Origin of the sequence: Advenella faeciporci (assembly GCF_014652395.1) — a bacterium.
GTDB lineage: Bacteria > Pseudomonadota > Gammaproteobacteria > Burkholderiales > Burkholderiaceae_B > Advenella > Advenella faeciporci.
Map to the genome: position 1 here is coordinate 1 of NZ_BMYS01000011.1, position 25,855 is coordinate 25,855.

Here is a 25,855-nt window from a genome sequence, read left to right on the forward strand (position 1 = left end):
GGAGTACATTCACTACTATAATCACAAGCGTATCAAGCTCAAATTAAATGGCCTGAGTCCAGTACAATACCGGACTCAGGTTTTAGCTGCCTAGTTTTTAACCGTCCAACATTTGGGGGTCACTTCATGGCAGGGGAACAATAAATTATTGTTGTTTTTTCTGGTTAATATCTTTATTCCACTATTAAAAACTAGAAAAAACCCAAGGCATTGGCACTGTAGCTTACCAATAAACACTTGGTTTGCTGATAGTTCCCCAAAGCCATTTTATGGGTTTCCCGCCCAATGCCCGATTGCTTGTAACCACCAAAGGCGGCATGTGCCGGGTATAAGTGATAGCAATTTGTCCATACCCTGCCGGCTTCTATGCCCCTTCCCATCCGGTAGGCTCTTGTTCCGTCACGCGACCAGACACCGGCACCCAAACCATAGTAGCTGGCATTGGCAATTTCAAGCGCCTCTTCCTCATCCTTAAAGGTCGTTACTGAAGCAACAGGCCCGAAAATTTCCTCCTGAAAAATGCGCATGTTATTTTTTCCCAGCAACATGGTTGGATTGATATAATAGCCATCCTCCAGATTTCCCGGCCGATGACGGTCACCACCTGTTAAGCAAACCGCCCCCTCTTCCCGTCCGATATCAATGTAAGACATGATTTTATCCATCTGCATCCGGGATGCCTGCGCCCCTACCATCGTGCTGGCCTCAAGCGGATTACCGGTCTTGATGGCCTGAACACGTTTGATGGCTTTTTCAATGAACGCCTCGTAAATGGACTCCTGGATCAGGATTCTGGATGGGCAAGTGCATACCTCACCCTGGTTCAACGAAAACATGGCCAGTCCTTCCAGCGCCTTGTCCAGGAAAGCATCAGACTGATCCATCACATCGGCAAAGAAAATATTCGGGCTTTTGCCACCCAGCTCAACCGTGGAAGGAATCAGGTTTTCTGCCGCAGCGTGCAAAATATGTTTGCCGGTTGCCGTTGAACCGGTAAACGCAATTTTTGCAATACGTTTATTGGTTGCCAGGGCGTTGCCGGCCTCTTTGCCAAAACCGTTAATCACATTGATCACACCGGGCGGGAAGATATCTGCCGTCAACTCCATTAAAACCAGAATGGAAGCAGGGGTCTGCTCGGCCGGCTTCAAGACAACGCAGCAACCTGCGGCAAGCGCCGGGGCCAGTTTCCAGATAGCCATCAGGATCGGAAAGTTCCAGGGGATAATTTGGCCAACAACGCCCAATGGCTCTTGAAAATGATAGGCGACCGTAGTTTCGTCAATTTCGGAAATAGCGCCTTCCTGGGCGCGAATACATCCGGCAAAATAACGCAGGTGGTCTATGGCCAATGGCAAGTCTGCCGCCATGGTTTCACGAATGGGTTTGCCATTATCAATGGTTTCAGCCACGGCCAGCAATTGCAGGTTTTTTTCCATACGGTCTGCCATGCGGAGCAGCAAATTCGAGCGGTCCATGACCGAGGTTTTCCCCCAGGCACGTCGGGCCGCATGCGCTTTATCCAACGCCAGTTCGACGTCTTGCGCACCCGAGCGGGCAACCTGACAAAATGGCTTGCCGGTAATGGGGGAAATATTCTCGAAATATTCGCCTGATACAGGGGCGACCCACTGCCCTCCTATGAAATTCTCATACTTTTTTTTATAGGGATAAGCCACATCCAAACCAAATTGCTTCAATTCTGAAAGATCCATGTCATCTCCTTGGTGATGTTAAGTATTGGCACTTTCCCTATCATGAAAACCTGAAAACAGGGATTTCTTCTACGAGACACTTAGGCCCAAGTGCAGGAATAATCAGCATGACATCAAGTATTGTCAACACCCTGTCACACACGCTGTCTTTCCTCTTATAACCGGTATCATACAAGATTTTTAAAGACATTCAAGAAGTGAAAACACCAAGATAAACAGCCGGCAAGCAGATTAACTTTCTGCTTGCCGGCTGTTCCTGGAGACAGGTAATTGTAATTTTTTTTTTACAAAAACCTTTTACGGAAAACGCTTATTCAGCACTGATGGTATTGCGCAATACACCCACCGCATCCACTTCGATTTCCACCACATCACCCTCTTTCATGAATACAGGCGGATTACGCTTGGCACCCACACCACCTGGCGTACCCGTCACAATCACATCACCGGCATTCAACGGCAAAAATGAAGAAATATAGGCAATCTGCCTTGGAATACTGTGGATCAGCAATTCCGTGGTGGTGCGCTGCATTTCCTGACCATTCAGTCTGGTAACCAGCGTTAATTCCTGACCGGGCTGGATTTCATCGGCAGTAACCAGCCATGGGCCGAAACCGCCGGTTTTCCAGAAGTTTTTGCCCGGACCCCATTGTGAAGTGGCTGTTTGCCAATCACGGATACTACCATCGTTGTAACAGGCATAACCGGCAATATGATCCCATGCCTTTTCTTCTGAAATGCGACGACCACCTTTGCCAATCACAATGGCGATTTCACCTTCGTAATCCAGTTTGACCGATTCGGGAGGCAATACAATACTGTCATTATGAGCGACCTGGGACTCAGCCACACGCAGGAAAATGGTGGGGGCCTCGGTCACTTCACGATTGGTTTCCTTAACGTGGTCTGCGTAATTCAGGCCAATACAGAAAATCTTGCCAGGCTCGGGAATTACGGGCAACAAATCCAGGTCCTCATAATCCAGCGTAGCAGGATTGTTTTCAAGTGCCTCTTGGACTGGTGAAAGATCGTTATTGCCCAGCAGGCTGGCCAGATCAGCAAAACGCCCTCCCAGCAATGGCCCCAGATCCAGCACTTTTTTCTCATCGGTAACCACACCGTAAGTATTTTTACCATTCAAAACAAAACTGATTAACTTCATCTCTCTTCCTTCTTCCTGTTTCTATATTGTTAAAAACCATTAAACCAAATTGTATGAAATACTCCGGGTGGCGCCTTCAAGCATCTCTTTCATTTTGAGAAAATCAACCACCTCAAATCGTGATAATTCAGCCACCAGTGACATGGCTCCCCACACACCCGGCTGCCCTTGCTTTTCAATGGGAACCGACAAAGCACCCAAATGAGATTCCAGCTCACCGGCAGAATAATAAAACCCCTGTTTTTTGATGCCTTGATAGTAAGCCCTGAAACCATTCCAATCTTCGGGCATACCCGATTTTTTCAGTTCTTCGGCGTGGCCATCATAAATTTTACGTAGCTTCCTGGTGGGCAGATGGGCCAGGATAACCTTTGGAGCCCCCCCCTGAAACAAGGGTCGTGGCATACCCCTGCCATAGCTGAGGAAAGTTTTCCCATTGCTTTTTTCATGATGCGAATCCAGCACCTGATCACCATAAAAGGCGGACAGCACGCACTCAAACCCGGTTTTGGCCACCAGCTCTTGCATAAGCGGAGCACTGGCGCACAAGACCGGATCAGACTGCCGTACATAATAATCCATGACCAGTATGCGAGGACCAAAGGTATAACAAGATTCTGACTGATGAGTAAGCCAACCCGATTCCACCAGCATTTTCATATAGCGATAACAGGTTGGAATGGAGACCTCAAGTTTCCGGGCAATATCTTCAACACTCCATATGGGCTTGGCTTCGGTAAAGAAGTCCAGCACCATTAACATACGAACCAGACTGGAAGGGGATTTTTCACTCATCATAAAACCTTTAACTTAAACCGTATCAGGACACTAGCGATAACAATGCCTTTAATTGTGCCTCATTTTTACCGGTTCCCAGTACATAACGGTCTGGACGCAGCACAACAAATTCCGCATCTTTTTCGGCCAGCCATTTACCCACTTCCTTGCAGTCCATTTGCACCGGAACAATATCGGCATTTTCCGGCAATACACCTGTCAAGCCGGTTAGCCTGGCCTGATCAGTATGCAATATCGCGAAGCGGTTACCCACCAAATCATCCAGCGCAATGCCTTCCGCATTTTTGGGCTGGAAAAACAGTTGCCCTCCTGCCTGCCTTTGCCCGTCCCAGAGTCCTTCTCCCAATTGTGAAACCGGCATAAAAAACTCACGACTGGCTTCTTCACGGAATGTCCTGTCCCGTTCTGCCGCTTTCTCAGGATCAGTCGTCTGGATAATACTGCCCAGATATACCGCCAGTCCAATCACTTCATGGACGTGAGCAGAACGCTCTGACTCGTAAGTATCCAGAATAGCGTCACTGGTATTGCCAGTAATGACGGCCTTGAGTTTCCAGTACAGGTTGGCGGCATCACGTATACCGGCACACAAACCCTGCCCCAGAAAAGGCGGTGTCTGATGTGCGGCATCACCGGCCAACATCAGGCGCCCCTTACGCCAGCCTTCGGCAATCAGGGAATTGAAGGTATAAATGACGGCCCGTTCCAGATCCGCCTGCTCAGGCCTGATCCAGCGTGCCAGCATCTTCCAGATATTTTCAGGTTTAACCAATTCCTCCTGGTTATCATCTGGCATGACCATGATTTCCCAGCGACGGCGGTTACCCACTACATTGCAATACGTCATGGGACGCTCAGGATCACAATGCTGAATGGTGTAAGGCGGCAACTGTACGTCTTCTTTGAGCAAGACATCAAATACCAGCCACTGCTGGCGCAGTCCAAGGTTTTCCATGGGGCTATTCATGGTGGTGCGCACTAATGAACGGGCACCATCACACCCCACCACATATTTGGCCTGATAATGTTCAATTGACCGGGTGTGATGGTTTTGTGCGGTCAGCATCACATGATCGTTTTGCTCCTCAATCCCCAACAGTTCGGTCTTCAGTTTTACCGTTACGTTTGCGTGACGAGCCACTTTTTCCCGCAACAGGACTTCCAGCTGGGGTTGATGAAAATAATAATTATTGGCGCACCCATTAGGGCCATTCTCGGCACTTCCCGCACGGATCAGCAGGGTTTCTCCTTCTGCATTGACAAAATGCATGCCATGAATACCGGGACGACTGATTTCAAGGACTTTGTCTTTAAGGCCAAGGCTTTGAAAAATCCGCATGACTTCACCATCAAAATGAATGGCTCGCGGCAAGGGATAAATAGCGGCTTCACGCTCCAGCACCAATACCTTCAGGCCCTCCTGGCCCAGCAAGCCGGCCAGTGTGGCGCCAACCGGTCCGTAACCAATTATGGCCACATCATAAAGCACTTTATCGGTCATCATCTTACACCCCCATCAACTGGCGCATTTCTTCATGCCATTCGGAACGCATCTTGAATTTTGGATATTTGCGGGCGATTGCTTCGGCCTTGGCCATGATGTCTTCATCGCTCAATTCAAGATCAATAGGCTCACGCAAGGGCTGGTCACAATACCAGGGAGTGTCCATGAAAATCTCAAGCCGGTTGCCTTCCGGGTCACGGCAATAAATGGAGACCGCATTACCATGGGTAACGCACTGGATATCATTGACATCATTGTGTTTTTTTACACGTGCATAAAAACGGCGCAGATTATCCAGATTGGGTACGCGAAAAGAAATCTGGTTAATGAGATTGAACTGTATGTTTTCCGGACGACCGGTTGCCAATACCAGTTGGTGATGCTCTGCAGGATCACGACTTAAAAACACCAGTTGGGTATGCCCCAGATCTCCCTTGTCGGTTTGGGTAAATTCAAATGTTTCCTTATAAAAAGTGCTCATTTTTTCCAGATCCTGCACATAAATACCCAAGTGGCTTAAGGAAAGCTGAATATTGTCTTTGGCTTGCGTCATTTTGTCTCCTAAACACAAATATCATTTAAAGATAATTTGATTAATATTAAGCAAATTTTATTTGATGTTTTTATTATATTATGATAATTTAACAAATATCAAGTTTTATTCGATTTATTCAAGACAATTACATCCCTGAGGAGACAACCATGCGCTTTACCATTAATAAACTTTCAAAAAAAATTACTGTCGGGCTAAGCCTGGGGCTTATCGCTTTCAGTGCACAAGCGGCTTACCCTGATCGTCCCATCCGCATCATTACACCGTTTGCACCCGGTACCGGCCCTGACACCAATGCCCGCGAAGTCGCTGCCGAGCTTCAGAAAAACCTGGGTGTCAGTGTTATTATTGACAACAAACCAGGCGCCTCGGGTGCCATTGGCAATGCGGCTGCCGCACAGGCCAAGCCTGATGGTTACACCTTATTGATTGGCTCAACCAGCACGCTGTCCATTCAGCCACATCTATATGCCACAAAAACTTATGATATTGAAAAAGATTTTGTCCCTGTCAGCCTGCTTGGCGTCATGAACACCGGCTTGATTGCCAGCCCGAAAGTGGCCGTTGATGATGTGAAGGATCTGATTGAAAAATTAAAGAAAAATCCGGGACAATTCAATATTGCCAGCATGGGAGTTGGCAGCTATTCCCATTTGTCAGGTGAATGGTTTGGTTTTGACAGCGAAACAAAACCCGTTTTCATCCCATACAGCACCACTAACCCGTTTAGCGATTTAATGGCAGGACAGGTGGATTTTTTATTTGATGCCCTGCCAGCGGCCGCCGGTGGCATTAAAACCGGAAAGCTGAAGTTGCTGGCGATTACCGGTAACGAACGTCACCCCAGCTTTCCCGATGTACCTACTTTCAAGGAAGCGGGCCTTGACGACTTTAGCCCCTTCGGCTGGCAAGGTTTGCTGGCACCCGCCGGAACACCGCCTGAAGCATTGAAAGTTCTGGGAGAGGCCATGCAAAAGGTAAACGATAACAAGGAACTGGCCGAGCGCTGGGAAAAAACCTATATTGGCAAACTGGTAGGCAGCACACCCGAAGAATTCAAAGCGTTCATTTCTGAAGATGGTGGTAAATGGCAAAAAGTGATTAAACGTGCCAATATCAAGCTGGATTGATTGGCAGTAGAAGGATCTTGTTCCCATGCTCCGCGTGGGAACAAACTGACGAATAAGTAAACTGAAAGCGTGGCTATTCACGCTTTCGGGAAAAAATCAGGATTTATTGAAATCCAGACTGCTTTGCGGCTCAAGCTCTTCACTTAATGCTGGCTGTTCGGGGCCATAAGACCGGGCAACGTCCAGATGCACGGTATCAACGGGCACACAGCAACATGGCAGCACTTCATTGCGCGAAACAAAAGCCAGCGGCTCGGATATATACCTGACCTCACCGGATATCAGGCGGGTACGGCAAGAGCCGCAGTACCCCGAGCGGCACTGATACTCCAGCTCGTGCCCGGTTCTTTCAAGACCTTCAAGAAGGGTCTCGCCCTCTAATAAATCAAAACTGGTGTCCAGGGTTGCAACAAGGGTCATAGTTCAAAATTTTGCAGTGCATCAGTATTGATTTCAGCATCAATCTGACCAATCAGGTAAGAACTGATTTCCACCTCTTGGGGTGCAACCTGTACATTATCGGATGACAGCCAGGCATTGATCCATGGGATCGGGTTCTGTTTATTACCTTCAAAAGCAGGTGCAAGACCCACCGCCTGCATGCGCAGATTGGTAATATATTCAACATACTGGCACAGGATATCCTTGTTCAGGCCAATCATGGAACCATCCCTGAACAGATACTCAGCCCATTCCTTTTCCTGCAAGGCCGCTTTTTTAAACAGGTCAAAGCATTGCTGCTCAAGCTCTTTGGCAATCTCGGCCATTTCAGGATCATCTTCACCACTGCGCATAATATTAAGGATATGCTGCGTACCGGTTAAATGCAGGGCCTCATCACGGGCAATCAGCTTGATGATTTTGGCATTTCCTTCCATGAGCTCACGTTCTGCAAAGGCAAACGAGCAGGCAAAACTGACATAAAAACGAATCGCCTCAAGTGCATTGACCGCCATCAGGCACAGGTAAAGCTTTTTCTTCAGTTCACGCAAACTGACCGTAACGCTTTCCCCATTGATGGTGTGGGTCCCCTCGCCAAAAAGATCGTAATACTGGGTTAGCTTGATCAGCTCATCGTAATAAATGGAAATATCACGGGCACGGGCAAGAATATGCTCGTTAACCACAATATCGTCAAAGACCGTGGAGGGATTGCTGACAATATTCCGGATAATGTGCGTATAGGATCGTGAATGAATCGTTTCTGAAAAGGACCAGGTTTCTATCCAGGTTTCCAGTTCAGGAATGGAAACCAGCGGCAGCAAAGCGACGTTGGGGCTGCGCCCCTGGATGGAATCCAGCAATGTCTGGTATTTCAGATTACTGATGAAAATATGTTTTTCATGATCGGGCAAGGCGGCGTAATCAATCCGGTCCTGGGAAACGTCCACCTCTTCAGGGCGCCAGAAAAAAGACAGTTGCTTTTCGATCAGTTTTTCGAAAATCTCGTATTTTTGCTGATCATAGCGAGCCACGTTAACAGGTTGACCAAAAAACATGGGCTCTTTTAACGGATCATTGGCTATCTGACAAAAAGTACTATAAGACATAATTTCTTTACTCTATTAAACAACAGCTTAAATTTTGCAAGCGCCACCGGCACAATCATCGGCACCCTGGTCAGCAGTTTGAGCATCTTCGGCACCATCACGGGTGTTTTGGTAATACAAGGTTTTAAGGCCGAATTTATAAGCGGTTAACAAATCTTTCAACAGCTGGTTCATGGGTACACGACCATTGGGGAAACGGGATGGATCATAGTTGGTATTGGCCGAAATAGACTGGTCGACAAACTTTTGCATAATGCCAACCAGTTGCAAATAACCGTCATTGCCGGGCATGTCCCACAGCAACTCATACTTGTCTTTCAGGCGATCATATTCGGGTACAACCTGTTTCAGGATACCGTCTTTGGAGGCTTTCACACTTACCAGGCCACGGGGTGGCTCAATACCATTGGTGGCATTGGAAATCTGGCTGGAAGTTTCCGAAGGCATCAGGGCTGTCAGGGTGGAGTTGCGCAAACCATAAGTCACAATATCCTTGCGCAAGGTTTCCCAATCCAGATGCAAGGGCTCATTGCAAATGGCATCCAGGTCTTTTTTGTAGGTATCAATGGGCAAAATGCCTTTTGAATACGTGGTTTCATTAAAGGCCGGGCAAGCCCCAAACTCTTTGGCCAGCTTGACCGATGCCTGCAACAGGTAATATTGAATGGCTTCGAAGGTACGGTGTGTAAGCGCCTTGCCACTGCCATCAGAGTACTTCGCGTTGTTTTTGGCCAGGTAATACGCATAGTTGATGACGCCAATACCCAAGGTACGACGGTTCATGGTGGCAATTTTAGCCGCCTTGATCGGGTAATCCTGGTAATCCAGCAAGGCATCAAGGGCGCGCACGGCCAGTTCAGACAAATCTTTCAATTCATCCAGGGACTCGATCGCCCCCAGATTGAAGGCCGACAGGGTGCACAGGGCTATCTCGCCGTTTTCATCGTTAATGTCGTTCAGGGGCTTGGTCGGCAAGGCAATTTCAAGACACAGGTTGCTTTGGCGAACCGGCGCCACGGCAGGATCAAAAGGACTGTGCGTGTTGCAATGGTCTACGTTCTGGATATAGATGCGGCCTGTACCCGCACGTTCCTGCATCATGAGCGAGAACAGGTCTACCGCTTTTACCTTGCGCTTGCGGATGGAGGGATCGTTTTCATATTGCTGGTATAAGGTCTCAAAACGGTTCTGGTCTTCGAAGAAAGCATCATACAGACCGGGCACGTCCGAGGGAGAAAACAGGGTGATATCACCGCCCTTGATTAAGCGCTGGTACATAAGGCGGTTGATTTGCACACCGTAATCCATGTGGCGCACCCGGTTTTCTTCCACTCCACGGTTGTTCTTGAGTACCAGCAAAGATTCAACTTCAAGGTGCCAGATGGGATAAAACAAGGTCGCCGCACCACCCCGCACTCCACCTTGCGAACAGCATTTAACCGCTGTCTGGAAGTGTTTGTAAAAAGGAATGCAGCCGGTGTGCTTGGCTTCACCGCCACGAATGGTACTGCCAACCGCACGAATGCGGCCTGCGTTAATACCAATGCCAGCCCGTTGCGATACATAACGCACAATTGAACTGGTAGTGGCATTGATGGAGTCAAGGCTGTCACCACATTCAATTAACACGCAGGAGCTGAACTGGCGTGTTGGCGTGCGGACACCCGACATAATGGGGGTTGGCAGGGAAATCTTGAAGGTGGAAATGGCATCATAGAAACCTTTCACATACTGCAAGCGGGTTTCTTTGGGGTATTTGGAAAACAGGCACAGCGCAACCAGAATATACAGGAACTGGGGGCTTTCATAGATTTCCTGGGTAACCCGGTTCTGCACCAGATATTTACCTTCAAGCTGCTTGACCGCGCCATAGGAAAATGACATGTCACGCCAGTGATCAATGTAGGAATCAGCTTCGTCCAGCTCTTCTTTGGTGTAATCCTGCAGGATATGGGCATCGTACTTACCCATATCCACCATTTTGCTTACGTGATCGAACAGCTTTGGGGGGTCGAACTGGCCAAATGCGATCTTGCGCAAATGAAAAATGGCCAGACGGGCAGCCAGATATTGGTAATCGGGCGATTCTTCGGAAATCAGGTCGGCGGCCGCCTTGATGATCGTTTCATGAATATCATCGGTACGGATGCCGTCATAAAACTGGATATGGGAGCGCAACTCTACCTGAGAGACAGAAACATGATCCAAGCCTTCAGCAGCCCATGCGACAACACGGTGAATTTTATCCAGATTCAGGGGTTCTTTTTCCCCGCTACGTTTGGTGACTAATAGGTTCTTGTTCATGTATTTACCCGAAAAAATATTAACAACATCTCCCGCTTGTTAACCTGCCTGCCACAGGAATGTAAACGGTTGCTTTGGAGTGGATTTATTAAAATAAAACAGCCATCTTCATTGTATTTTATTAAAAACAGTAAAGACAGCCATTAGAAAAAAATTCTACATTTAGTAAGGGCGCAAGGCCGAACCACAATATATAGTAACTTGATAACAATATCAAGCACGGAAAAACCGCCTGAAAACCTTATTGTTTTCTACAATCACTTGATAAAACAGCCAATTTTCCCCATGCCAGACAACAAAATTTATTATAAACAATTACAATTTTTTATTGTTCACGCCACAGTTTGACTGTTAGCCAACTGGGCAAAAGCCTGTTTAAGCAAAACGGGATCATTGTTGGACAACAGGCGATGATCGGACAAGGTGCGGCGCCACAGGCGCGATCCTTTCTGGCCATTGACCAGCCCCAGCATAGGCTTGACCAGCAAGCGCATGGGCACCCCGTTTTCCAGCTCTTTGCTGACATAAGCCATCATGATTTCAACAATGGCTTCATTGGAAGGAACCGCAATGTCAGGCCATAACAATTGGCTGGCCTCGCGCAGCAAATAAGGTTCGTGCCAGGCAGCCCGCCCTATCATCACACCATCAAACTCATTGGCCCTGGCCTGCATTTGCCGCACGTCCTTGAGCCCGCCGTTCAAAACGAACAGGGCATCGGGAAAATCCTGTTTGAGCCTGGCAACCACGTCATAACGCAAAGGCGGGATTTCCCGGTTATCTTTAGGTGATAAGCCTTTTAACACGGCATTACGGGCATGGGTAACAAAAACCCGGCAACCCGTATGGTAAATCTCCCCGACAAAATCACGCACAAAACCATAAGACTCGTCATAATCAAGACCCAGGCGGTGCTTGACTGTTACGGGCAGATCCACGGCGTCCTGCATGGCCTTTATACAATCAGCCACCAGTTTGGGCTCGGCCATTAAACAGGCGCCAAAAGAACCTTTTTGTACCCGCTCGGAAGGACAGCCGCAATTAAGATTTATTTCATCGTAGCCCCATTCCTGCCCCAGTCGGGCACAGTGCGCCAGTTCCTGTGGCTCGCTGCCGCCCAGTTGCAGGGCAACGGGATGCTCTTCTTCATTAAATTTCAGGTGCCTGGCAATATCCCCGTGAATCAGCGCACCAGTGGTGATCATTTCCGTATACAGCAAGGCCTTGGGGGCCAAAAGACGGTGAAAGAAGCGGCAATGACGGTCTGTGACATCTATCATGGGCGCTACCGACAGTCGCCATGGCGCATCGGCACGGGCATAAAGCCCGCCTGGAGCCCATTTTTCCAGCTCTTTATTTTCGACGATCGTCATACAATTTTCTCGCTCTTACATCCAAAATAGCTTCACTGCTGGCATCCAGCAATTTTTTCAATTCATTCAATTTCTTCAGCACATCCGATTTGTAAACCACCCCCAACAGCACCGGCCTCTCATCCAAACTCAATACCGGTAAACGTTCACCACTGAAGGTTTCAAAATAGTCCTGCACTTCATCCAGTGTCATGTCAGGCTTTAGCGTGGTCAAATAGGAACGGTTAATCAGCTCTCCTGACAAAGGTGCCTGCATGTCATTGCCTGACAACAGAAAACTGCTAATATCCTTGTGAGCAATCACCCCTTGGTATTCGTTCATTTCATTAACCACATAAATGAAACGAACACCATATTCAATAAACATGTTCAGGGCATCTTGTACCGTTTGATTATGTTTAATAACTGTACTTACCGGACTAACCAAACTGGCCAGCTTAAGCCGACGCAGACCGTGACGCAGCTGCAAGTCTTTGTCACGCGACTCGGTAACTGCATACATAACCGCACCCGCGATGGATCTGGAGGTGAAATAGGAAAACACACAAGCCAGCATCAGGGGCAGTATTATAGTATAACTGTGCGTCATTTCAAAAATCATGAGTATTGCCATCAAGGGCGCACTGGTAGCGGCGGCCAGAAAGGACCCCATGCCCAGCAACACAAACATCGCGGTATTGGCGGGCACCACCGGCAAGAGCAAACTGAAAACCTGCACACACAGCAAGCCCAAGGCGCCGCCTACAAACATCACCGGGGTAATCACCCCGCCAACCGCGCCTGAACCCACCGTAATGCCCGTAGACAGAACTTTGCTTAGCAAGATAAGCGTCACCGCCGTCCAGGCCCAGGGTTCATGCAAAAAAGAATTAAGGATACTGTAGCCATTGCCGGCCACACGCGGCTCTATCAACGTTAACAAACCCAGCACCAAGCCACCCAGCGTCAGCCGCAGTGGCAAACCCAGCCCGGTTTTTTTAAACAGGCGTTTGGCCAAATCAAGGAAACGCAAAAACTGTGGCGCCAGCAGGCCCGACAACAAACCCAGTAAAATGGCAAACACGAGGAAATGCGGAGAAACCGGCACCAGCTCTGGCAAATCGTACATAACATGGTAATAACCCAACAGTCGCATGGTTATGTTTGCCGTTGCCGCCGACAGCAGCAAGGGACCCAGAATCTGCATGGACATGCTGCCCAACACAATTTCCGCCACAAACAAGGCTCCTGCGATGGGCGCATTATAAGCAGCCGAGACCCCAGCCGCCGCACCGCAAGCCACCAGCAAGCGTAAGGGGATAGCCTCGAAACAGAAGAACCGGCCAGCGGCAGAGGCACCCATGGCAGCCAGGTGAATCATGGCCCCTTCGCGCCCTACCGACCCTCCGGTGGCAATCACGCTTAACGAAGACAAAACCCGTAAAACACCCTGCCGCAATGACAGACGCCCATCGCCAATAGCGACCGCCTCCATGTAGTCGGCGTTACTGTCTATCTTGAGTTTGCTTGCCCACCATAAAAGCAGCCCGGCCACAAGGCCACCAAGCGCCGGATACAGGATTCGCTCTGGCGCAGACCAGCTACGCGTAACCGAAACAATAGATCCTGACTGCCCCGAAAGGAGCAACTGGACCTGATGGATACCCCAATAAAACACGATGGTGGCCAGTGCGCCTACCACACCCATGAGCAAGGCCCATACCAGCAAGGCCGGCTGCCCTGAAAGCCACCGGGTTTGTTTGCATTGCTCCCTGAACATGTCAAGGCCATTACTGAAAATCATTGTTTATCCAAGAAATGCCAGGATTAAAAAAGTCATTATATCCAAACCTTATTATGGAATATCAATACACTGACCATGGTTTATTTTTATATGCCGCAAATGAATGTATCATTCCCCCTTCAACCTGGACTAAAATACAGGGCATCCGCGTTAACCTAATTATGTGATAAATACCTGATATGGCTGTTTTTACGAATCTGACTACCTCTGAAGCCGAAGCATTTCTTGCTGAATATGATCTGGGTGAGCTTGTTTCCTTAAGGGGCATTACAGCCGGCATCGAAAACACCAATTATTTCCTGAGCAGCACACATGGCGAATATGTCCTGACCATCTTTGAGGTGCTTACTCATGAGCAGCTGCCCTTCTATATTGAGTTAATGCACCACCTGGCCAGCAAGGGTGTCAAGGTACCCATGCCGCAAACCCGCAAAGACGGCAAGCGCATTGGCACACTCAAAAACAAACCTGCCTCTATCGTTACCCGTCTGGCTGGCGGCTACGAGGCCTCTCCCAGTGCCAATCATTGCATTATTGCTGCCCAAACCCAGGCCCAGGCACACCTTGCCGCACTGGATTTTCCAATCGGGCAACCCAATTTGCGCGGACTTGACTGGTGGCAGGCCACCTACCCCAGCATCCAGCCTTTCCTGAACCAGGAATTAACGCATCTGTATCAAACCTCACTGGACGAACAAATCCGCGTACAGGGTTCGACCCTGTGGCAAAACCTGCCGGCAGGCCCCTGTCACTGCGATATGTTCCGTGATAATGTACTGTTTGACGGCACATTTGAAAATCCAAGCATGGGTGGCATCATTGATTTCTACTTTGCCGGTTACGACAAATGGATTTTCGATGTGGCGGTTGCCGTTAATGACTGGTGCATAGAACGTGAAACCGGAGCTTTTCTTGAGGAACATGTAAAAGCCTGGCTTGAAGCCTACAACCGCATACGTCCCTTTACGGATGATGAAAGGCAGATCTGGCCGGTTGCACTCAGGGCTGCGGCCTTGCGCTTCTGGACATCCCGCCTGTATGATTTTTTCATCCCACGTCCGGCCCAAACCCTGAAACCGCACGATCCCACCCATTTCGAACGCATTCTCAAGCTGCGTAGCGAGTCAACCATACCACAACTGCCATAAACAATCATGCAAGCCGCTAAACTACCTTTCTCTGCAGGATTACAATGGGTCCAGGCCGCTTTTTCCTTGTTCAAAAAGCAGCCAATGGCGTTGCTGGCCATTACATTTATTATCAATTTCATTAGCCAGATTCTTATCATTCTTCCCCTTATCGGCTTGCCGCTTTTTATTGTCAGCATCCCCATCTCCAGTCTGGTCATGGTAAGTGCCTGCCGCTCCATAGACGGCAACAATAAAGTCATTCCGGCCGAATGGATCCTGCCCCTTAAAAAGCCCGGTGTTATCCAACGCCTGGCTATCATTGGTTTTTTATACGCCAGCATCTTCGTTCTGATTACATTCATTTCTTTTTATCCAACCATGAATGCCCTCAGCCATGAAGACATGCAAAAAATTTCCCGGTTGCTGTCCGACCCGGAATACAAACTTACGCTAAATGACATCCCCAGTTTTTCCATTAGCATTTTTCAATATGCGTTATGGGCCATACTTACATTTTTAACCGCCATTACTTTCTGGCATGTCCCCCAGTTAATCGGGTGGGAAAACATGAGTGTTAAAAAAGCCCTGTTCTATTCCCTGGTTGCTTCATGGCGTAATAAACTTGCCTTTATTGTTTATTTTTCCATTTGGGGTATATTGTTTTATGCCAGCCAGTTCCTGCTCACCGACTTGATGATGCTCATGGGACTTCCGCTTATGCTGGTTGCCTTTGTTGCCCAAATACTGGTCATGATTATTGCCGTTAGCATGTATTGTGGTTTTTATTCCAGTTATGTTGCCATTTTTGGCAAGCCCGACATTCGCACCATAAAACCCTGAATCAAATCCACCCTGTTTTTTACCGGGAGTTGTCATGATTAAGAAACTCATTATTTCCGGCCTTCTGCTTGGCTCATTAAGTGCCTGTGAAGGCATGAATACCGCAGGCATGGTTGACGCCGCCTCTTCACTGTTCCAGGCCGCCACCATTAACGATGCCGAAATCCAGGCCCTGGCGGTACAATCCCAGCAACAACTTGACCAGCAAAACACAGTTGCCGATGCCAATAGCAGTTATACCAAGCGACTGAACAATATTACCCGCAACCTGCGCAGTTACAATGGCAAAGCACTGGACTACAAGGTTTACCTTAATCCGGAGGTGAATGCTTTTGCCTTACCCAATGGCAGCATTCGCGTTTACTCAGGCTTAATGGATAAAATGACAGACCCTGAACTTCTGTTTGTGATTGGCCATGAAGTAGGCCACGTCATGAATGGTCATTCAAAATCACAGGCACGCACCAACCTGCTGACACTGGCAGCTCGCAAAGCCGGTGCCGCAAGCGGCAACTCTATTGTTGCTTCTCTGTCGGGCAATGAAATAGGCACGCTGGCCCATAACCTGGTTAATGCCCAGTATTCGCAATCTCACGAATTGGAATCTGACGCCTATGGCCTGAAAATCCTGCAGGAAAACAATTACGATAAATCCCATGCGGTGTCTGCTCTGCGTAAACTGGGCAGTGGCGGCGGTGGCTTCTTCTCCAGCCACCCCGACTCTGCCAAGCGGGCAGACCGGATAGAGAAAATGTAATAAATCCCGCCCATAAAAAAACGCTTCATAAGAAGCGTTTTTTTATGGCACTGACAAGGCAAAACAGCGGAATGTATTTTGCCTTGCTTTGTTATGCTTTACAGCGCACCAACCAGTTCAGGAACTGCCGTGAACAAGTCAGCAACCAGACCGTAATCAGCCACACCAAAAATAGGTGCTTCCGCATCTTTATTGATGGCAACAATCACTTTGGAATCTTTCATGCCGGCCAGGTGCTGAATCGCACCGGAAATACCGATTGCGACATAAAGTTGTGGCGCAACAATCTTACCGGTTTGACCAACCTGCCAGTCGTTAGGGGCGTAACCGGCATCAACCGCGGCACGTGAAGCACCCAGTGCGGCACCCAGTTTATCGGCCAGAGGATCAAGAATCTTGAAGTTCTCGGCACTACCCATACCACGACCACCAGAAACAATAATGGAGGCAGCCGTCAATTCAGGACGATCGCTTTTTTCAACATCACGACCAACAAATGAAGACAGGCCAGAATCGGCAACCGCCTCAACGTTTTGTACCGCGGCAGAACCACCTTCAGCAGCGACGGCATCAAAAGCAGTGGTACGTACGGTAATGACTTTTTTGGCATCAACGCATTCTACGGTTGCGATAGCATTACCAGCATAAATGGGGCGCTGGAACACATCGGCAGACTCTACGGCAATGATGTCGGAAATTTGGGCAACATCCAGTTTGGCAGCCACGCGGGGAGCCACGTTTTTACCCGATGCAGTCGCCGGGAACAAAATATGGCTGTAATTACCGGCAACAGCAATAACCTGTTCTGCCACGTTTTCAGCCAAAGAATCTGCCAATTGTGGCGCATCCGCAAGAATAACAGCGCTAACACCAGCCACTTTGGCAGCTTGATCGGCAACAGCCTGAGCACCACTGCCGGCAACCAAAACGTGAATATCACCACCAATTTTTGCTGCTGCGGCAACGGTATTTAATGTAGCTGCTTTTAATTCTGCATTATCATGTTCAGCAATAACCAAGATCGTCATATTAAATCACCTTTGCTTCATTCTTTAATTTATCTACCAGGGTAGCCACATCAGGAACGGTAATACCGGCTTTGCGTGCTGGCGGCTCTGATACTTTCAGTGTTTTGATGCGGGGAGTCACATCAACGCCCAGATCTTCTGGTGTAAAAGTATCCAGTTGTTTTTTCTTTGCTTTCATGATGTTGGGCAACGTTACATAACGTGGCTCATTCAGGCGCAAGTCTGTGGTGATAATGGCTGGCAATTTAACTGAAATGGTTTCCAGGCCACCGTCAACTTCCCGTGTAACCTTGGCGCTATCGCCTTCAATTTCGATTTTGCTGGCAAAGGTAGCCTGGGGCCAGCCCAGCAGCGCAGCCAGCATCTGACCGGTCTGGTTTGCATCGTCGTCGATAGCCTGTTTACCCAGAATCACCAGTTGGGCCTGTTCTTTTTCGGTAACGGCTTTAAGCAGTTTTGCCACGGCCAATGGCTGAAGTTCGGCATCTGTCTGAACCAAAGCGGCACGGTCGGCACCAATTGCCATTGCCGTACGCAGTGTTTCCTGGCACTGTGTAACACCGCATGAAACCGCCACTACTTCAGTCGCAACACCCTTTTCTTTCAATCGTGTTGCTTCCTCAACAGCGATTTCATCGAAAGGGTTCATTGACATTTTTACATTGGCAATATCTACCCCAGTTTGATCTGATTTGACGCGCACTTTGACGTTATAGTCAACGACACGTTTTACAGGTACTAATACCTTCATCCAAGTATCTCCTAATATTGGCAACTTTACTGCCATAAACCAAAACCTTTCAATTCTACAATGTAGTCATGTTAAAGGTAAGCTATTTTAATATAACTGACTATTTTTCTTTACTGAAGACCTGTTTCAGTTTTTATAAAGAAGCCAGCGCCTTGATATGCGCTGTTACACTTCTTCCTAATGCCGATAAACTATACCCTCCCTCCAAAAAGCTGATAATTCGGCCTTGTGAATGCCGCTTGGCGACCTCCATCAGCTGTTTGGTTATCCATTCATAATCTTTTTCCACCAGATCCATCTGCCCCATCTCATCCTCCCGATGGGCATCGAAACCTGCTGATATAAGCACCATCTCTGGTTTAAAATCCTCAAGGACAGGCAACCACTTATTCTGGACAATATTCCTGATAACGTCACTCTTGGTAAAGGCAGGAACCGGGGTATTGAACATGTTGGATGCAACATTGGCAATACCGCAATTAGGGTACAGTGGGTACTGAAAAAAACTGCACATGACAATATGAGGATCATTCTTGAAAATATCCTCGGTGCCATTGCCATGATGAACATCAAAATCAATCACGGCAATTCTTTTCAGTTTGAATTTTTCAATCGCATAACGGGCTGCAATGGCAAGATTATTGAAAAAACAAAAACCCATGGCCCGGCCACGTTCGGCATGATGCCCTGGTGGCCTGACCGCACAAAAAGCATTAAGCGCGTGACCAGCCATAATTTCATCAATTGCCAGAATACCCGCACCTGCCGCAGAATAAGCGGCCCGCAAGGTATGCGGATTCATACTGGTTTCTTCATTGTCTATACTAAAATAGCCTTCCCGGGGCACATGTTCTTTCAGGTAGGCAAGGTATTCTGGCGTATGAACCCTTAACACATCGACATCTGAAGCATTGGGTGCATCCAGATGCCTTAAGCATGGCGAAACACCGCTGGCCAGCAAACGATCATTGATTTCATCCAGGCGTGCAGGCGCTTCCGGATGCCACTTTTGCATCATGTGCAAACGACAGTTTGGATGTGTAATATATAAAGTCTCCACGCTCGACTCTCTGATTGAATATCCTTATGGCTAAAAAAATGCCATTTATTTTAATGCTTCATTACAATCTAACATACTTCGTTCAAATAATTGGCCTATCAATTACATTTTTCATCAAATCACCCCTATACACCCTAAAACCCAATAACCGCGCCCAACGCTAAACAACCACAGCAAATTATGATATTAAAAACCAGAAACACGCTCTTGCCAGCCCTATGCACTTTGCTTTTAACAGCCTGTGCCGGCGCACCTTTAGAGCAGACAAACAAAACAGCCGTCAACAACACAAACGCTTCGGCCATTTCAGCCAAAACCGGCTGGGAAGTTGAAAACTCCCCGTTGTCAGCCGATCGTGCCCGGTTTATAAAACAAGTGTCACAACGCTATGGCATTCCCGAGTCATATATACAAAACCTGCTTGACAATGCCCAATACAATGAACGGGTTGCCAACCTTATTATGCCGCAGGGCCCCAAAGGCCGCATCAAGCGCGTGTGGCCCAGCTACCGCGCCCGCTTTGTAGACCCGGTTCGCTTACGGCACGGTACTGAATTCTGGAATGCCAACCGCAGTGCACTTAACCAGGCAGAACGCCAATATGGCGTACCTGCAGCCATTATTGCCAGCATCATTGGTGTTGAAACGGTTTATGGCCGTTACATGGGCTCATTCCGCATGCTTGATACCCTGTATACACTGGGTTTCAAGCACCCTGATGCTTCACGCCCTGAAAAAAGCCAAATGTTCCGAAATCAACTGGCGGCCCTGATTAATCTTGACTACCAGGGAAAGCTTAATGCTTTGCAAGAAGAAGGTTCTTTTGCCGGTGCAACCGGTCTGCCTCAATTCATGCCAATCAGTATTTTGCACTACGCTATTGATGGTGACAAAAATGGCAAAATTGATTTACGCAACAGCAAAGAAGACGCCATTATGTCCGTAGCCAATTTCCTGCTTAAACACGGCTGGCAAAACAACACGCCGGTATTTGCTCCTGTCCGCCTGCCTGCCAATCCTGCCTCACTGGTTGACGGTGGCCTTGAGCCTTACCTGAGCTGGACACAATTACAATCTTCCGGGGCAACGCTTGCAGGCAACAGCACCAACAGCAACTGGAAATCGGGTAAACAGCTTGGCATTATCAACTTGCCTGATGAAATTCGGGGGCAAACCGAATACCGCACCGCCACACCCAATTTCTTTGCAATAACCAAATACAACCGTAGCTACTTCTACGCCACCGCTGTTGCCGATCTGGCCCAGGCTTTGGCCCAGAAACAACGCGACAACGGTTACAACGTTATTTTTCCTTAGCCTCTTCCTGGCGTTTAAAGGGTGATGTTTATGGATAACTCCTGAACACCACCCGATTAGGGCCAATGAGCACCTCGTGAAAACAGCTTGCCGGGTAAAGAAACGGGGGCCTCGCATCCTATCTTGCGAAGCCCCCAACGGAGCCTTTACAAGCTGTTTTTCAACCCTGTTGCTTAGTGTGCGGCGAACTGGGCTTCTTCGGTAGAACCGGTTAGGGCTGTCGTAGAAGAACGGCCACCTTCAATGGTTTGTGTAACAGCATCAAAGTAACCGGTTCCAACTTCACGCTGGTGTTTAACAGCGGTAAAGCCCAAATCGGCAGCGGCAAATTCTTTTTGCTGCAACTCAACGAATGCGCTCATTTGACGACGGGCATAACCATGAGCCAATTCAAACATGCCATAGTTCAGTGCATGGAAACCTGCCAATGTAATGAACTGGAATTTATAACCCATGGCACCCAGCTCTTTCTGGAACTTGGCGATGGTAACGTCATCAAGGTTTTTCTTCCAGTTGAAAGACGGTGAACAGTTATAAGCCAGTAATTTGCCAGGAAATTGTTTATGAATGGCTTCTGCAAATTTTTTGGCGTCGTCCAGGTTAGGGGTTGAAGTTTCGCACCACAGCAGGTCTGCGTAAGGCGCATAAGCCAAACCACGTGAAATTGCCTGCTCCACACCGGCACGGGTACGGAAAAAGCCTTCAACAGTACGTTCGCCGGTAATGAACTCGCGATCGTTTTCATCAATATCGCTAGTGATAAGATCGGCGGCATCGGCATCGGTGCGGGCCAGTAACAAAGTGGGAACACCCATTACGTCGGCTGCCAAACGTGCTGAAACCAGTTTTGCAACAGCATCACGGGTTGGAACCAGAACCTTGCCACCCATGTGACCACATTTTTTGGCCGCAGCCAGTTGATCTTCAAAATGAACCCCGGCAGCACCGGCCTCGATCATGGATTTCATTAGTTCATATGCATTCAGAACACCACCAAAACCGGCTTCGGCATCGGCAACAATAGGAGCGAAGAAGTCGATAAAGCCTTCATCACCAGGCTCTTTGCCTTCCATCCATTGAATCTGGTCACAACGGGTCAAAGAGTTGTTGATGCGACGAACAACGTTTGGTACAGAGTTAACCGGATACAGGGATTGATCTGGATACATTTCACCGGCAATATTGGCATCACCGGCCACTTGCCAGCCAGACAGGTAAATGGCTTTAAGACCGGCCTTGACCTGCTGCATGGCCTGGTTACCGGTAAGTGCGCCCAAAGAGTTGACGAAAGGCTCGGTGTGCAATAAATTCCAGAGTTTTTCTGAACCACGACGTGCCAGGGTGTATTCCTGTTGCAGGGAACCTTGCAGCTTGACAACGTCTTCTGCGCTGTAATTGCGCTTGATACCCTGCCAGCGTGGGTTTTCGGCCCATTCTTTTTGCAAATTACGGATTGCTGTTTCACGGTTTGACATAGTCATCTCCTGGAAAAATTAAAATAAAGATAAAAAAAGTTGGATCAGTTGGATAAATTCTATCCTTTTGCGGCACTGCAAAACACACTTATGTCTTATATAAGACTATTTATTTTTTATTTTAATTTCAATAACTTATGTATTTTATTTTATAATGTGGAACATATTTTTTGTTTATGAAATATTTTTTTCAACACTGCAACATCGTATTTTCATATTATGAAATGTAACATTCACAATATAAAAAAAACGGTCTTATAAACAAGCGCTCTGGTAAAAATCTGGCAGACATAAAAAAACACCGCCATGGCGGTGTTGTAAAAATGAAAAACAATCAAAACTAAAAACAGGACCAAAACTGGTTGGACAAAGTAATAAACAGGCCAGGCTGTGTATACATGGCAAATACCAGCCCAAGCACCAGCAATAGCCCACCATAAACAAGCCATTTTTTTAACGTTGGATTCATGCCAATTTTACTCCTGTACTAAGTGGCTGCAGCCGTGCGGACAATCGCGTGCTCTTTAACCGGCAAATTCATGGCGGTGGCAAAAACGCTAAGTGCAATGGCCAAATACCATACGGGATCATAACTGCCATAGATATCGTACATGATACCACCCAGCCAGACCCCCAGGAAAGAACCTATTTGATGACTGAAAAACACAAACCCGCCCAGCATTGCAAAGTGCTGGATACCAAATATTTGCGCCACAATCGCATTCGTGGGTGGAACGGTGGATAGCCAAAGCAAACCCATGACAGCCGAAAACACATACACGCTGACAGGTGTCAAGGGGGCCAGCAGGAAAAGAATAATCGTAATCCCGCGTAGCGTATAAATGCCGGCCAGCAAATATCGCTTGGGATATTTTTGTCCCATCAAGCCAACCGCATAGGTCCCAAACACATTAAAAAGTCCGATTAATGCCAGGGCATAACTGGCGACTTCCGGCTTCATGCCTGCATCTTTAAGATAACTGGGCATATGCACACCAATAAACACCACCTGAAAGCCACATACAAAATACCCGGCCACCAGCAAACGGAAACTGGGGTATGCAAATGCTTCTTTAATAGCGGGAATAATTCCCTGCCGTGCGCCTTGGGAAACACCAGCTACTGGCGAAGGCTCACGCATGCCGATACCCAGCGGGATAATAACCAGGGCCAGGCCGCTTAAGACCACCAGGGCCATTTGCCAGTCAAAAACATCAATCAGGAAGTTTTCAACAGGCACCATTAAAAACTGACCAAAAGATCCGGCCGCCGCAACAACACCCATAGCCCATGAGCGACGATCTGCCGGTATATTACGGCCTATAACGCCAAAAATAATTGCATAGGTCGTACCAGACTGTGCCATGCCAATTAAAAACCCGCTGGACAGCATAAATCCCAGACCGGTGGTTGAATAGGCCATTCCCAGCAAACCTAGCGCATATAAAATCCCACCCAGGACAATCACCTTGACCGCACCAAAGCGGTCTGAGACCATTCCAGCAAAAATACCCGTAAAACCCCAAACCAGGTTTTGCATGGCCAGGGCAAATGAAAAGGTTTCCCTGTCCCATTCATTAGCCTGGGTAATAGGCTGCAACCACAGGCCAAAACCATGCCGTATACCCATTGACATGGTGACAATAAATGCACCACAAAACAATAGCTGTGCCATGGTGAGGACTTTTTGTTTTTCTGTTTGCATGACCATGATTACAACCCTTTTACCCTTGCACAATAAGCAACCCAAAATGCAGCCGCCACGGCCACAAAAGAAGCCAGTCCGGCGCCTATCCATGGCCCCGAAAACTGGCCATAATCAAGCATGACACCATAAGCAACCGGCCCTAGCGCCGAACCGACATCCATACCTGAATAAACCAGCCCGTAAACCGAGCCCATTGCCCCTTTGGGCGCCACCCGCCTGATAAGCATATCGCGCGAAGGTCCGGCCATGCCAAACAAAAAACCGGCCACACATAGACCAATAATAGCAAAAGAAGACGGAACAAGACCGCTGGCCAACAATAAATAGGCCAACCCTGAGCCAAACAGGGCAACGCCCACTATTTTTTCAGTCTGACGGGTGGTGCCAGCCAGGAAACCGCCAATGAGCAGCCCGATCCCTGCCGAAAGCATATAAAGCGACAAAGCCGTACTGGCCACCTCTTTGCTGGTGCCATAAAGCGCATCCATAATGGGTACGGTGAAATTCTGTACCGAAGACATGGCAATGGTGCCACAGGCAAAAAAGACAAATGCTCCCCATAAAGCCGGATTTTTCAGCAAAAACACCAGTTTTTCGGTAAACCCCATGGTTTGATGGGATTCGAGATGTACAGTCTGCCCGCTATCCTTGACGGGTGCAATCAATGCCCCTTTAAGATACGTTAGCAAAAGCAGCAACAGCAACAACACCCCGGCAGCCGCTGCCGCAATCCGCCATGAACCGGTAATGGCAATCATGAACGCCATAAAAACCGGCGCAAATGCCCAACCCAGGTTGCCAGACACACCATGCACACTGAATGCATGCCCAAGGCGTTTTGGCCCTACATGCTGATTAAGAAGAGAAAAATCCACCGGATGAAAGATGGCATTACCCATACCCCCGATAATAGCCGCCAATAGCAAAACCGGGTATCCTGGTGCCAGGGCAATAAGAAAAGCGGAAAGCGCCATAAACGCCAAACCAAAGCGCAAGACTGGCCGCCCCCCTTTTTTATCGACAATAAAACCGGAACTGGCCTGCCCCAGCATGGAAACCACAAAAAACACCGTGGTGATCAGGCCAAGCTCTACAAAACTGTAACCAAATTCCAGGTTAAGTGAAATATACAGGGATGGCAGCACCAGCTGAAAAAAATGGGAGCCCGCATGTACGACTCCAACCAGGGAAATGACTTGCCAGTCACGGCTTGCTGCTTTTTTTTCATCCAGAGTTGAATCAGGAGATAATACTTGCGTGTTCATGTCTCAGATCGGTTTTGTTTTTTTAAAAAATTAACCACCCTGATACGAGTGGTTAATCAATACTTTCAAGTGGCCATTTCAGGCCTGTTTCCGGATAACGGGCCATGCCTTGCGCATATAGTAAAACATGGACCAGACGGTTAACAAGGCAGCCACATAAATAAGTACCTGCCCCACTTGATAAAAAGGAATACCTTGCCAGGTTTGGGCAAACATTAAACAGGGAATTGCGACCATTTGTGCAGTGGTTTTGAGCTTGCCCAACCAGTGCACGGCCACGCTATCACGCGCACCAATGGTTGCCATCCATTCGCGCAGGGCGGAAATGGTTAATTCACGTCCTATAATGATAAGCGCAATAAAAGAATCCAGACGGCTTAGGTCCAGCAAAATAAGCAAGGCTGCACAAACCATGAGTTTATCGGCAACCGGGTCTAAAAAAGCCCCGAACGAAGAAGTCTGATTCCAGCGTCTGGCCAGCCACCCATCAAACCAGTCAGTAAGCGCGGCCACAATAAAAGCAATCGCACCAATTGTATCGCGCAGATGAATACCCATCCATTCAGTTGGCAGGTAGTACAAGGCAATGACCAGCGGAATCATGGCAACCCGCATCCAAGTCAAAATAATGGGTATGTTCATTGTTTTCATA

At 48.1% G+C, this 25,855-nt stretch carries 24 protein-coding genes; 6 read left to right on the forward strand and 18 right to left on the reverse strand.

The features are described 5' to 3' along the window. The coding region (locus tag IE074_RS08575; RefSeq protein ID WP_189385065.1) for an IS3 family transposase at positions 1-94 on the forward strand (94 nt) is incomplete at its 5' end. 97 nt (positions 95-191) lie between these two features. On the opposite strand, the gene exaC is transcribed toward IE074_RS08575, so the two are convergent. The 5 genes from exaC to IE074_RS08600 form a co-directional block, all read right to left on the reverse strand. Continuing rightward, positions 192-1,715 carry an acetaldehyde dehydrogenase ExaC gene (exaC, locus tag IE074_RS08580; protein WP_189385066.1) on the reverse strand — a complete coding sequence of 508 codons (1,524 nt, stop codon included), beginning with the start codon at positions 1,713-1,715 and terminating at the stop codon, positions 192-194. A gap of 310 nt (positions 1,716-2,025) precedes the next feature. Next, complete coding sequence (locus IE074_RS08585) at positions 2,026-2,877, reverse strand: fumarylacetoacetate hydrolase family protein (RefSeq protein ID WP_189385067.1); 852 nt, start codon at positions 2,875-2,877, stop codon at positions 2,026-2,028. Between the two features lie 39 nt (positions 2,878-2,916). After that, positions 2,917-3,672 (reverse strand): IclR family transcriptional regulator, encoded by a 756-nt coding sequence (locus tag IE074_RS08590; protein ID WP_189385068.1) that lies wholly within the window; start codon positions 3,670-3,672, stop codon positions 2,917-2,919. A gap of 25 nt (positions 3,673-3,697) precedes the next feature. Further along, on the reverse strand, positions 3,698-5,179 hold the full coding sequence (mhpA, locus tag IE074_RS08595; protein WP_229793951.1) for a bifunctional 3-(3-hydroxy-phenyl)propionate/3-hydroxycinnamic acid hydroxylase MhpA: 1,482 nt from the start codon (positions 5,177-5,179) through the stop codon (positions 3,698-3,700). A gap of 1 nt (position 5,180) precedes the next feature. Then, positions 5,181-5,732, reverse strand: a complete 552-nt coding sequence (locus tag IE074_RS08600) for a VOC family protein (protein ID WP_189385069.1) — start codon at positions 5,730-5,732, stop codon at positions 5,181-5,183. 149 nt (positions 5,733-5,881) lie between these two features. On the opposite strand from IE074_RS08600, the gene IE074_RS08605 reads away from it, so the two are divergent. Next, on the forward strand, positions 5,882-6,862 hold the full coding sequence (locus IE074_RS08605; RefSeq protein WP_189385070.1) for a Bug family tripartite tricarboxylate transporter substrate binding protein: 981 nt from the start codon (positions 5,882-5,884) through the stop codon (positions 6,860-6,862). Between the two features lie 96 nt (positions 6,863-6,958). Here the strand turns inward: IE074_RS08605 and yfaE are convergent, their stop codons facing one another. The 5 genes from yfaE to IE074_RS08630 form a co-directional block, all read right to left on the reverse strand. Further along, complete coding sequence (gene yfaE / locus IE074_RS08610; protein WP_189385071.1) at positions 6,959-7,282, reverse strand: class I ribonucleotide reductase maintenance protein YfaE; 324 nt, start codon at positions 7,280-7,282, stop codon at positions 6,959-6,961. Further along, a complete protein-coding gene (gene nrdB / locus IE074_RS08615; RefSeq protein WP_189385072.1) occupies positions 7,279-8,412 on the reverse strand; it encodes a class Ia ribonucleoside-diphosphate reductase subunit beta in 1,134 nt (377 codons plus the stop codon). Before nrdB ends, yfaE begins: the two co-directional genes overlap by 4 nt. A 27-nt stretch (positions 8,413-8,439) precedes the next feature. After that, positions 8,440-10,716, reverse strand: a complete 2,277-nt coding sequence (gene nrdA, locus IE074_RS08620) for a class 1a ribonucleoside-diphosphate reductase subunit alpha (protein WP_189385073.1) — start codon at positions 10,714-10,716, stop codon at positions 8,440-8,442. Positions 10,717-11,048: 332 nt separating this feature from the next. Beyond that, positions 11,049-11,996, reverse strand: a complete 948-nt coding sequence (gene dusA, locus IE074_RS08625; protein ID WP_229793960.1) for a tRNA dihydrouridine(20/20a) synthase DusA — start codon at positions 11,994-11,996, stop codon at positions 11,049-11,051. Positions 11,997-12,069: 73 nt separating this feature from the next. Then, positions 12,070-13,872 (reverse strand): ClcB-like voltage-gated chloride channel protein, encoded by a 1,803-nt coding sequence (locus tag IE074_RS08630; RefSeq protein WP_189385075.1) that lies wholly within the window; start codon positions 13,870-13,872, stop codon positions 12,070-12,072. A gap of 179 nt (positions 13,873-14,051) precedes the next feature. Here IE074_RS08630 and IE074_RS08635 point away from each other — a divergent pair, with 179 nt between their 5' ends. From IE074_RS08635 to IE074_RS08645, 3 genes are read left to right on the forward strand one after another with little or no spacing between them, the layout of a single operon-like run. Further along, positions 14,052-15,020: a homoserine kinase gene (locus tag IE074_RS08635; RefSeq protein ID WP_189385076.1), complete on the forward strand. Its 969-nt coding sequence runs from the start codon at positions 14,052-14,054 to the stop codon at positions 15,018-15,020. Between the two features lie 6 nt (positions 15,021-15,026). Next, complete coding sequence (locus IE074_RS08640) at positions 15,027-15,842, forward strand: BPSS1780 family membrane protein (protein WP_189385077.1); 816 nt, start codon at positions 15,027-15,029, stop codon at positions 15,840-15,842. 34 nt (positions 15,843-15,876) lie between these two features. Beyond that, positions 15,877-16,599 carry a M48 family metalloprotease gene (locus IE074_RS08645; protein WP_189385078.1) on the forward strand — a complete coding sequence of 241 codons (723 nt, stop codon included), beginning with the start codon at positions 15,877-15,879 and terminating at the stop codon, positions 16,597-16,599. 98 nt (positions 16,600-16,697) lie between these two features. Here the strand turns inward: IE074_RS08645 and IE074_RS08650 are convergent, their stop codons facing one another. The 3 genes from IE074_RS08650 to IE074_RS08660 all read right to left on the reverse strand — a co-directional run bounded on the left by IE074_RS08650 (position 16,698) and on the right by IE074_RS08660 (position 19,438). Beyond that, entirely contained in the window at positions 16,698-17,627 is a 930-nt protein-coding gene (locus IE074_RS08650; protein ID WP_189385079.1) for an electron transfer flavoprotein subunit alpha/FixB family protein, read from the reverse strand. Position 17,628: 1 nt separating this feature from the next. Beyond that, positions 17,629-18,378: an electron transfer flavoprotein subunit beta/FixA family protein gene (locus IE074_RS08655; protein WP_169294573.1), complete on the reverse strand. Its 750-nt coding sequence runs from the start codon at positions 18,376-18,378 to the stop codon at positions 17,629-17,631. Between the two features lie 133 nt (positions 18,379-18,511). Further along, positions 18,512-19,438, reverse strand: coding sequence for a histone deacetylase family protein (locus tag IE074_RS08660; RefSeq protein ID WP_189385080.1), 927 nt, complete (start codon positions 19,436-19,438; stop codon positions 18,512-18,514). Positions 19,439-19,618: 180 nt separating this feature from the next. On the opposite strand from IE074_RS08660, the gene mltB reads away from it, so the two are divergent. Further along, the gene (gene mltB, locus IE074_RS08665; RefSeq protein ID WP_189385081.1) at positions 19,619-20,755 is read left to right on the forward strand and encodes a lytic murein transglycosylase B; all 1,137 of its coding nucleotides are present in this window, start codon (positions 19,619-19,621) and stop codon (positions 20,753-20,755) included. Positions 20,756-20,928: 173 nt separating this feature from the next. Here mltB and aceA read toward each other — a convergent pair whose 3' ends face one another. The 5 genes from aceA to pgsA form a co-directional block, all read right to left on the reverse strand. After that, positions 20,929-22,230, reverse strand: coding sequence for an isocitrate lyase (gene aceA / locus IE074_RS08670; RefSeq protein ID WP_189385082.1), 1,302 nt, complete (start codon positions 22,228-22,230; stop codon positions 20,929-20,931). A gap of 340 nt (positions 22,231-22,570) precedes the next feature. Beyond that, entirely contained in the window at positions 22,571-22,699 is a 129-nt protein-coding gene (locus tag IE074_RS14980) for a hypothetical protein (RefSeq protein WP_268247312.1), read from the reverse strand. An 18-nt stretch (positions 22,700-22,717) separates the two neighbouring features. Further along, positions 22,718-23,941 (reverse strand): MFS transporter, encoded by a 1,224-nt coding sequence (locus tag IE074_RS08675; protein ID WP_189385083.1) that lies wholly within the window; start codon positions 23,939-23,941, stop codon positions 22,718-22,720. Between the two features lie 2 nt (positions 23,942-23,943). Further along, complete coding sequence (locus IE074_RS08680; RefSeq protein WP_189385084.1) at positions 23,944-25,203, reverse strand: MFS transporter; 1,260 nt, start codon at positions 25,201-25,203, stop codon at positions 23,944-23,946. 78 nt (positions 25,204-25,281) lie between these two features. Further along, the gene (gene pgsA / locus IE074_RS08685) at positions 25,282-25,854 is read right to left on the reverse strand and encodes a CDP-diacylglycerol--glycerol-3-phosphate 3-phosphatidyltransferase (protein ID WP_189385085.1); all 573 of its coding nucleotides are present in this window, start codon (positions 25,852-25,854) and stop codon (positions 25,282-25,284) included. Position 25,855 lies beyond the last annotated feature (1 nt).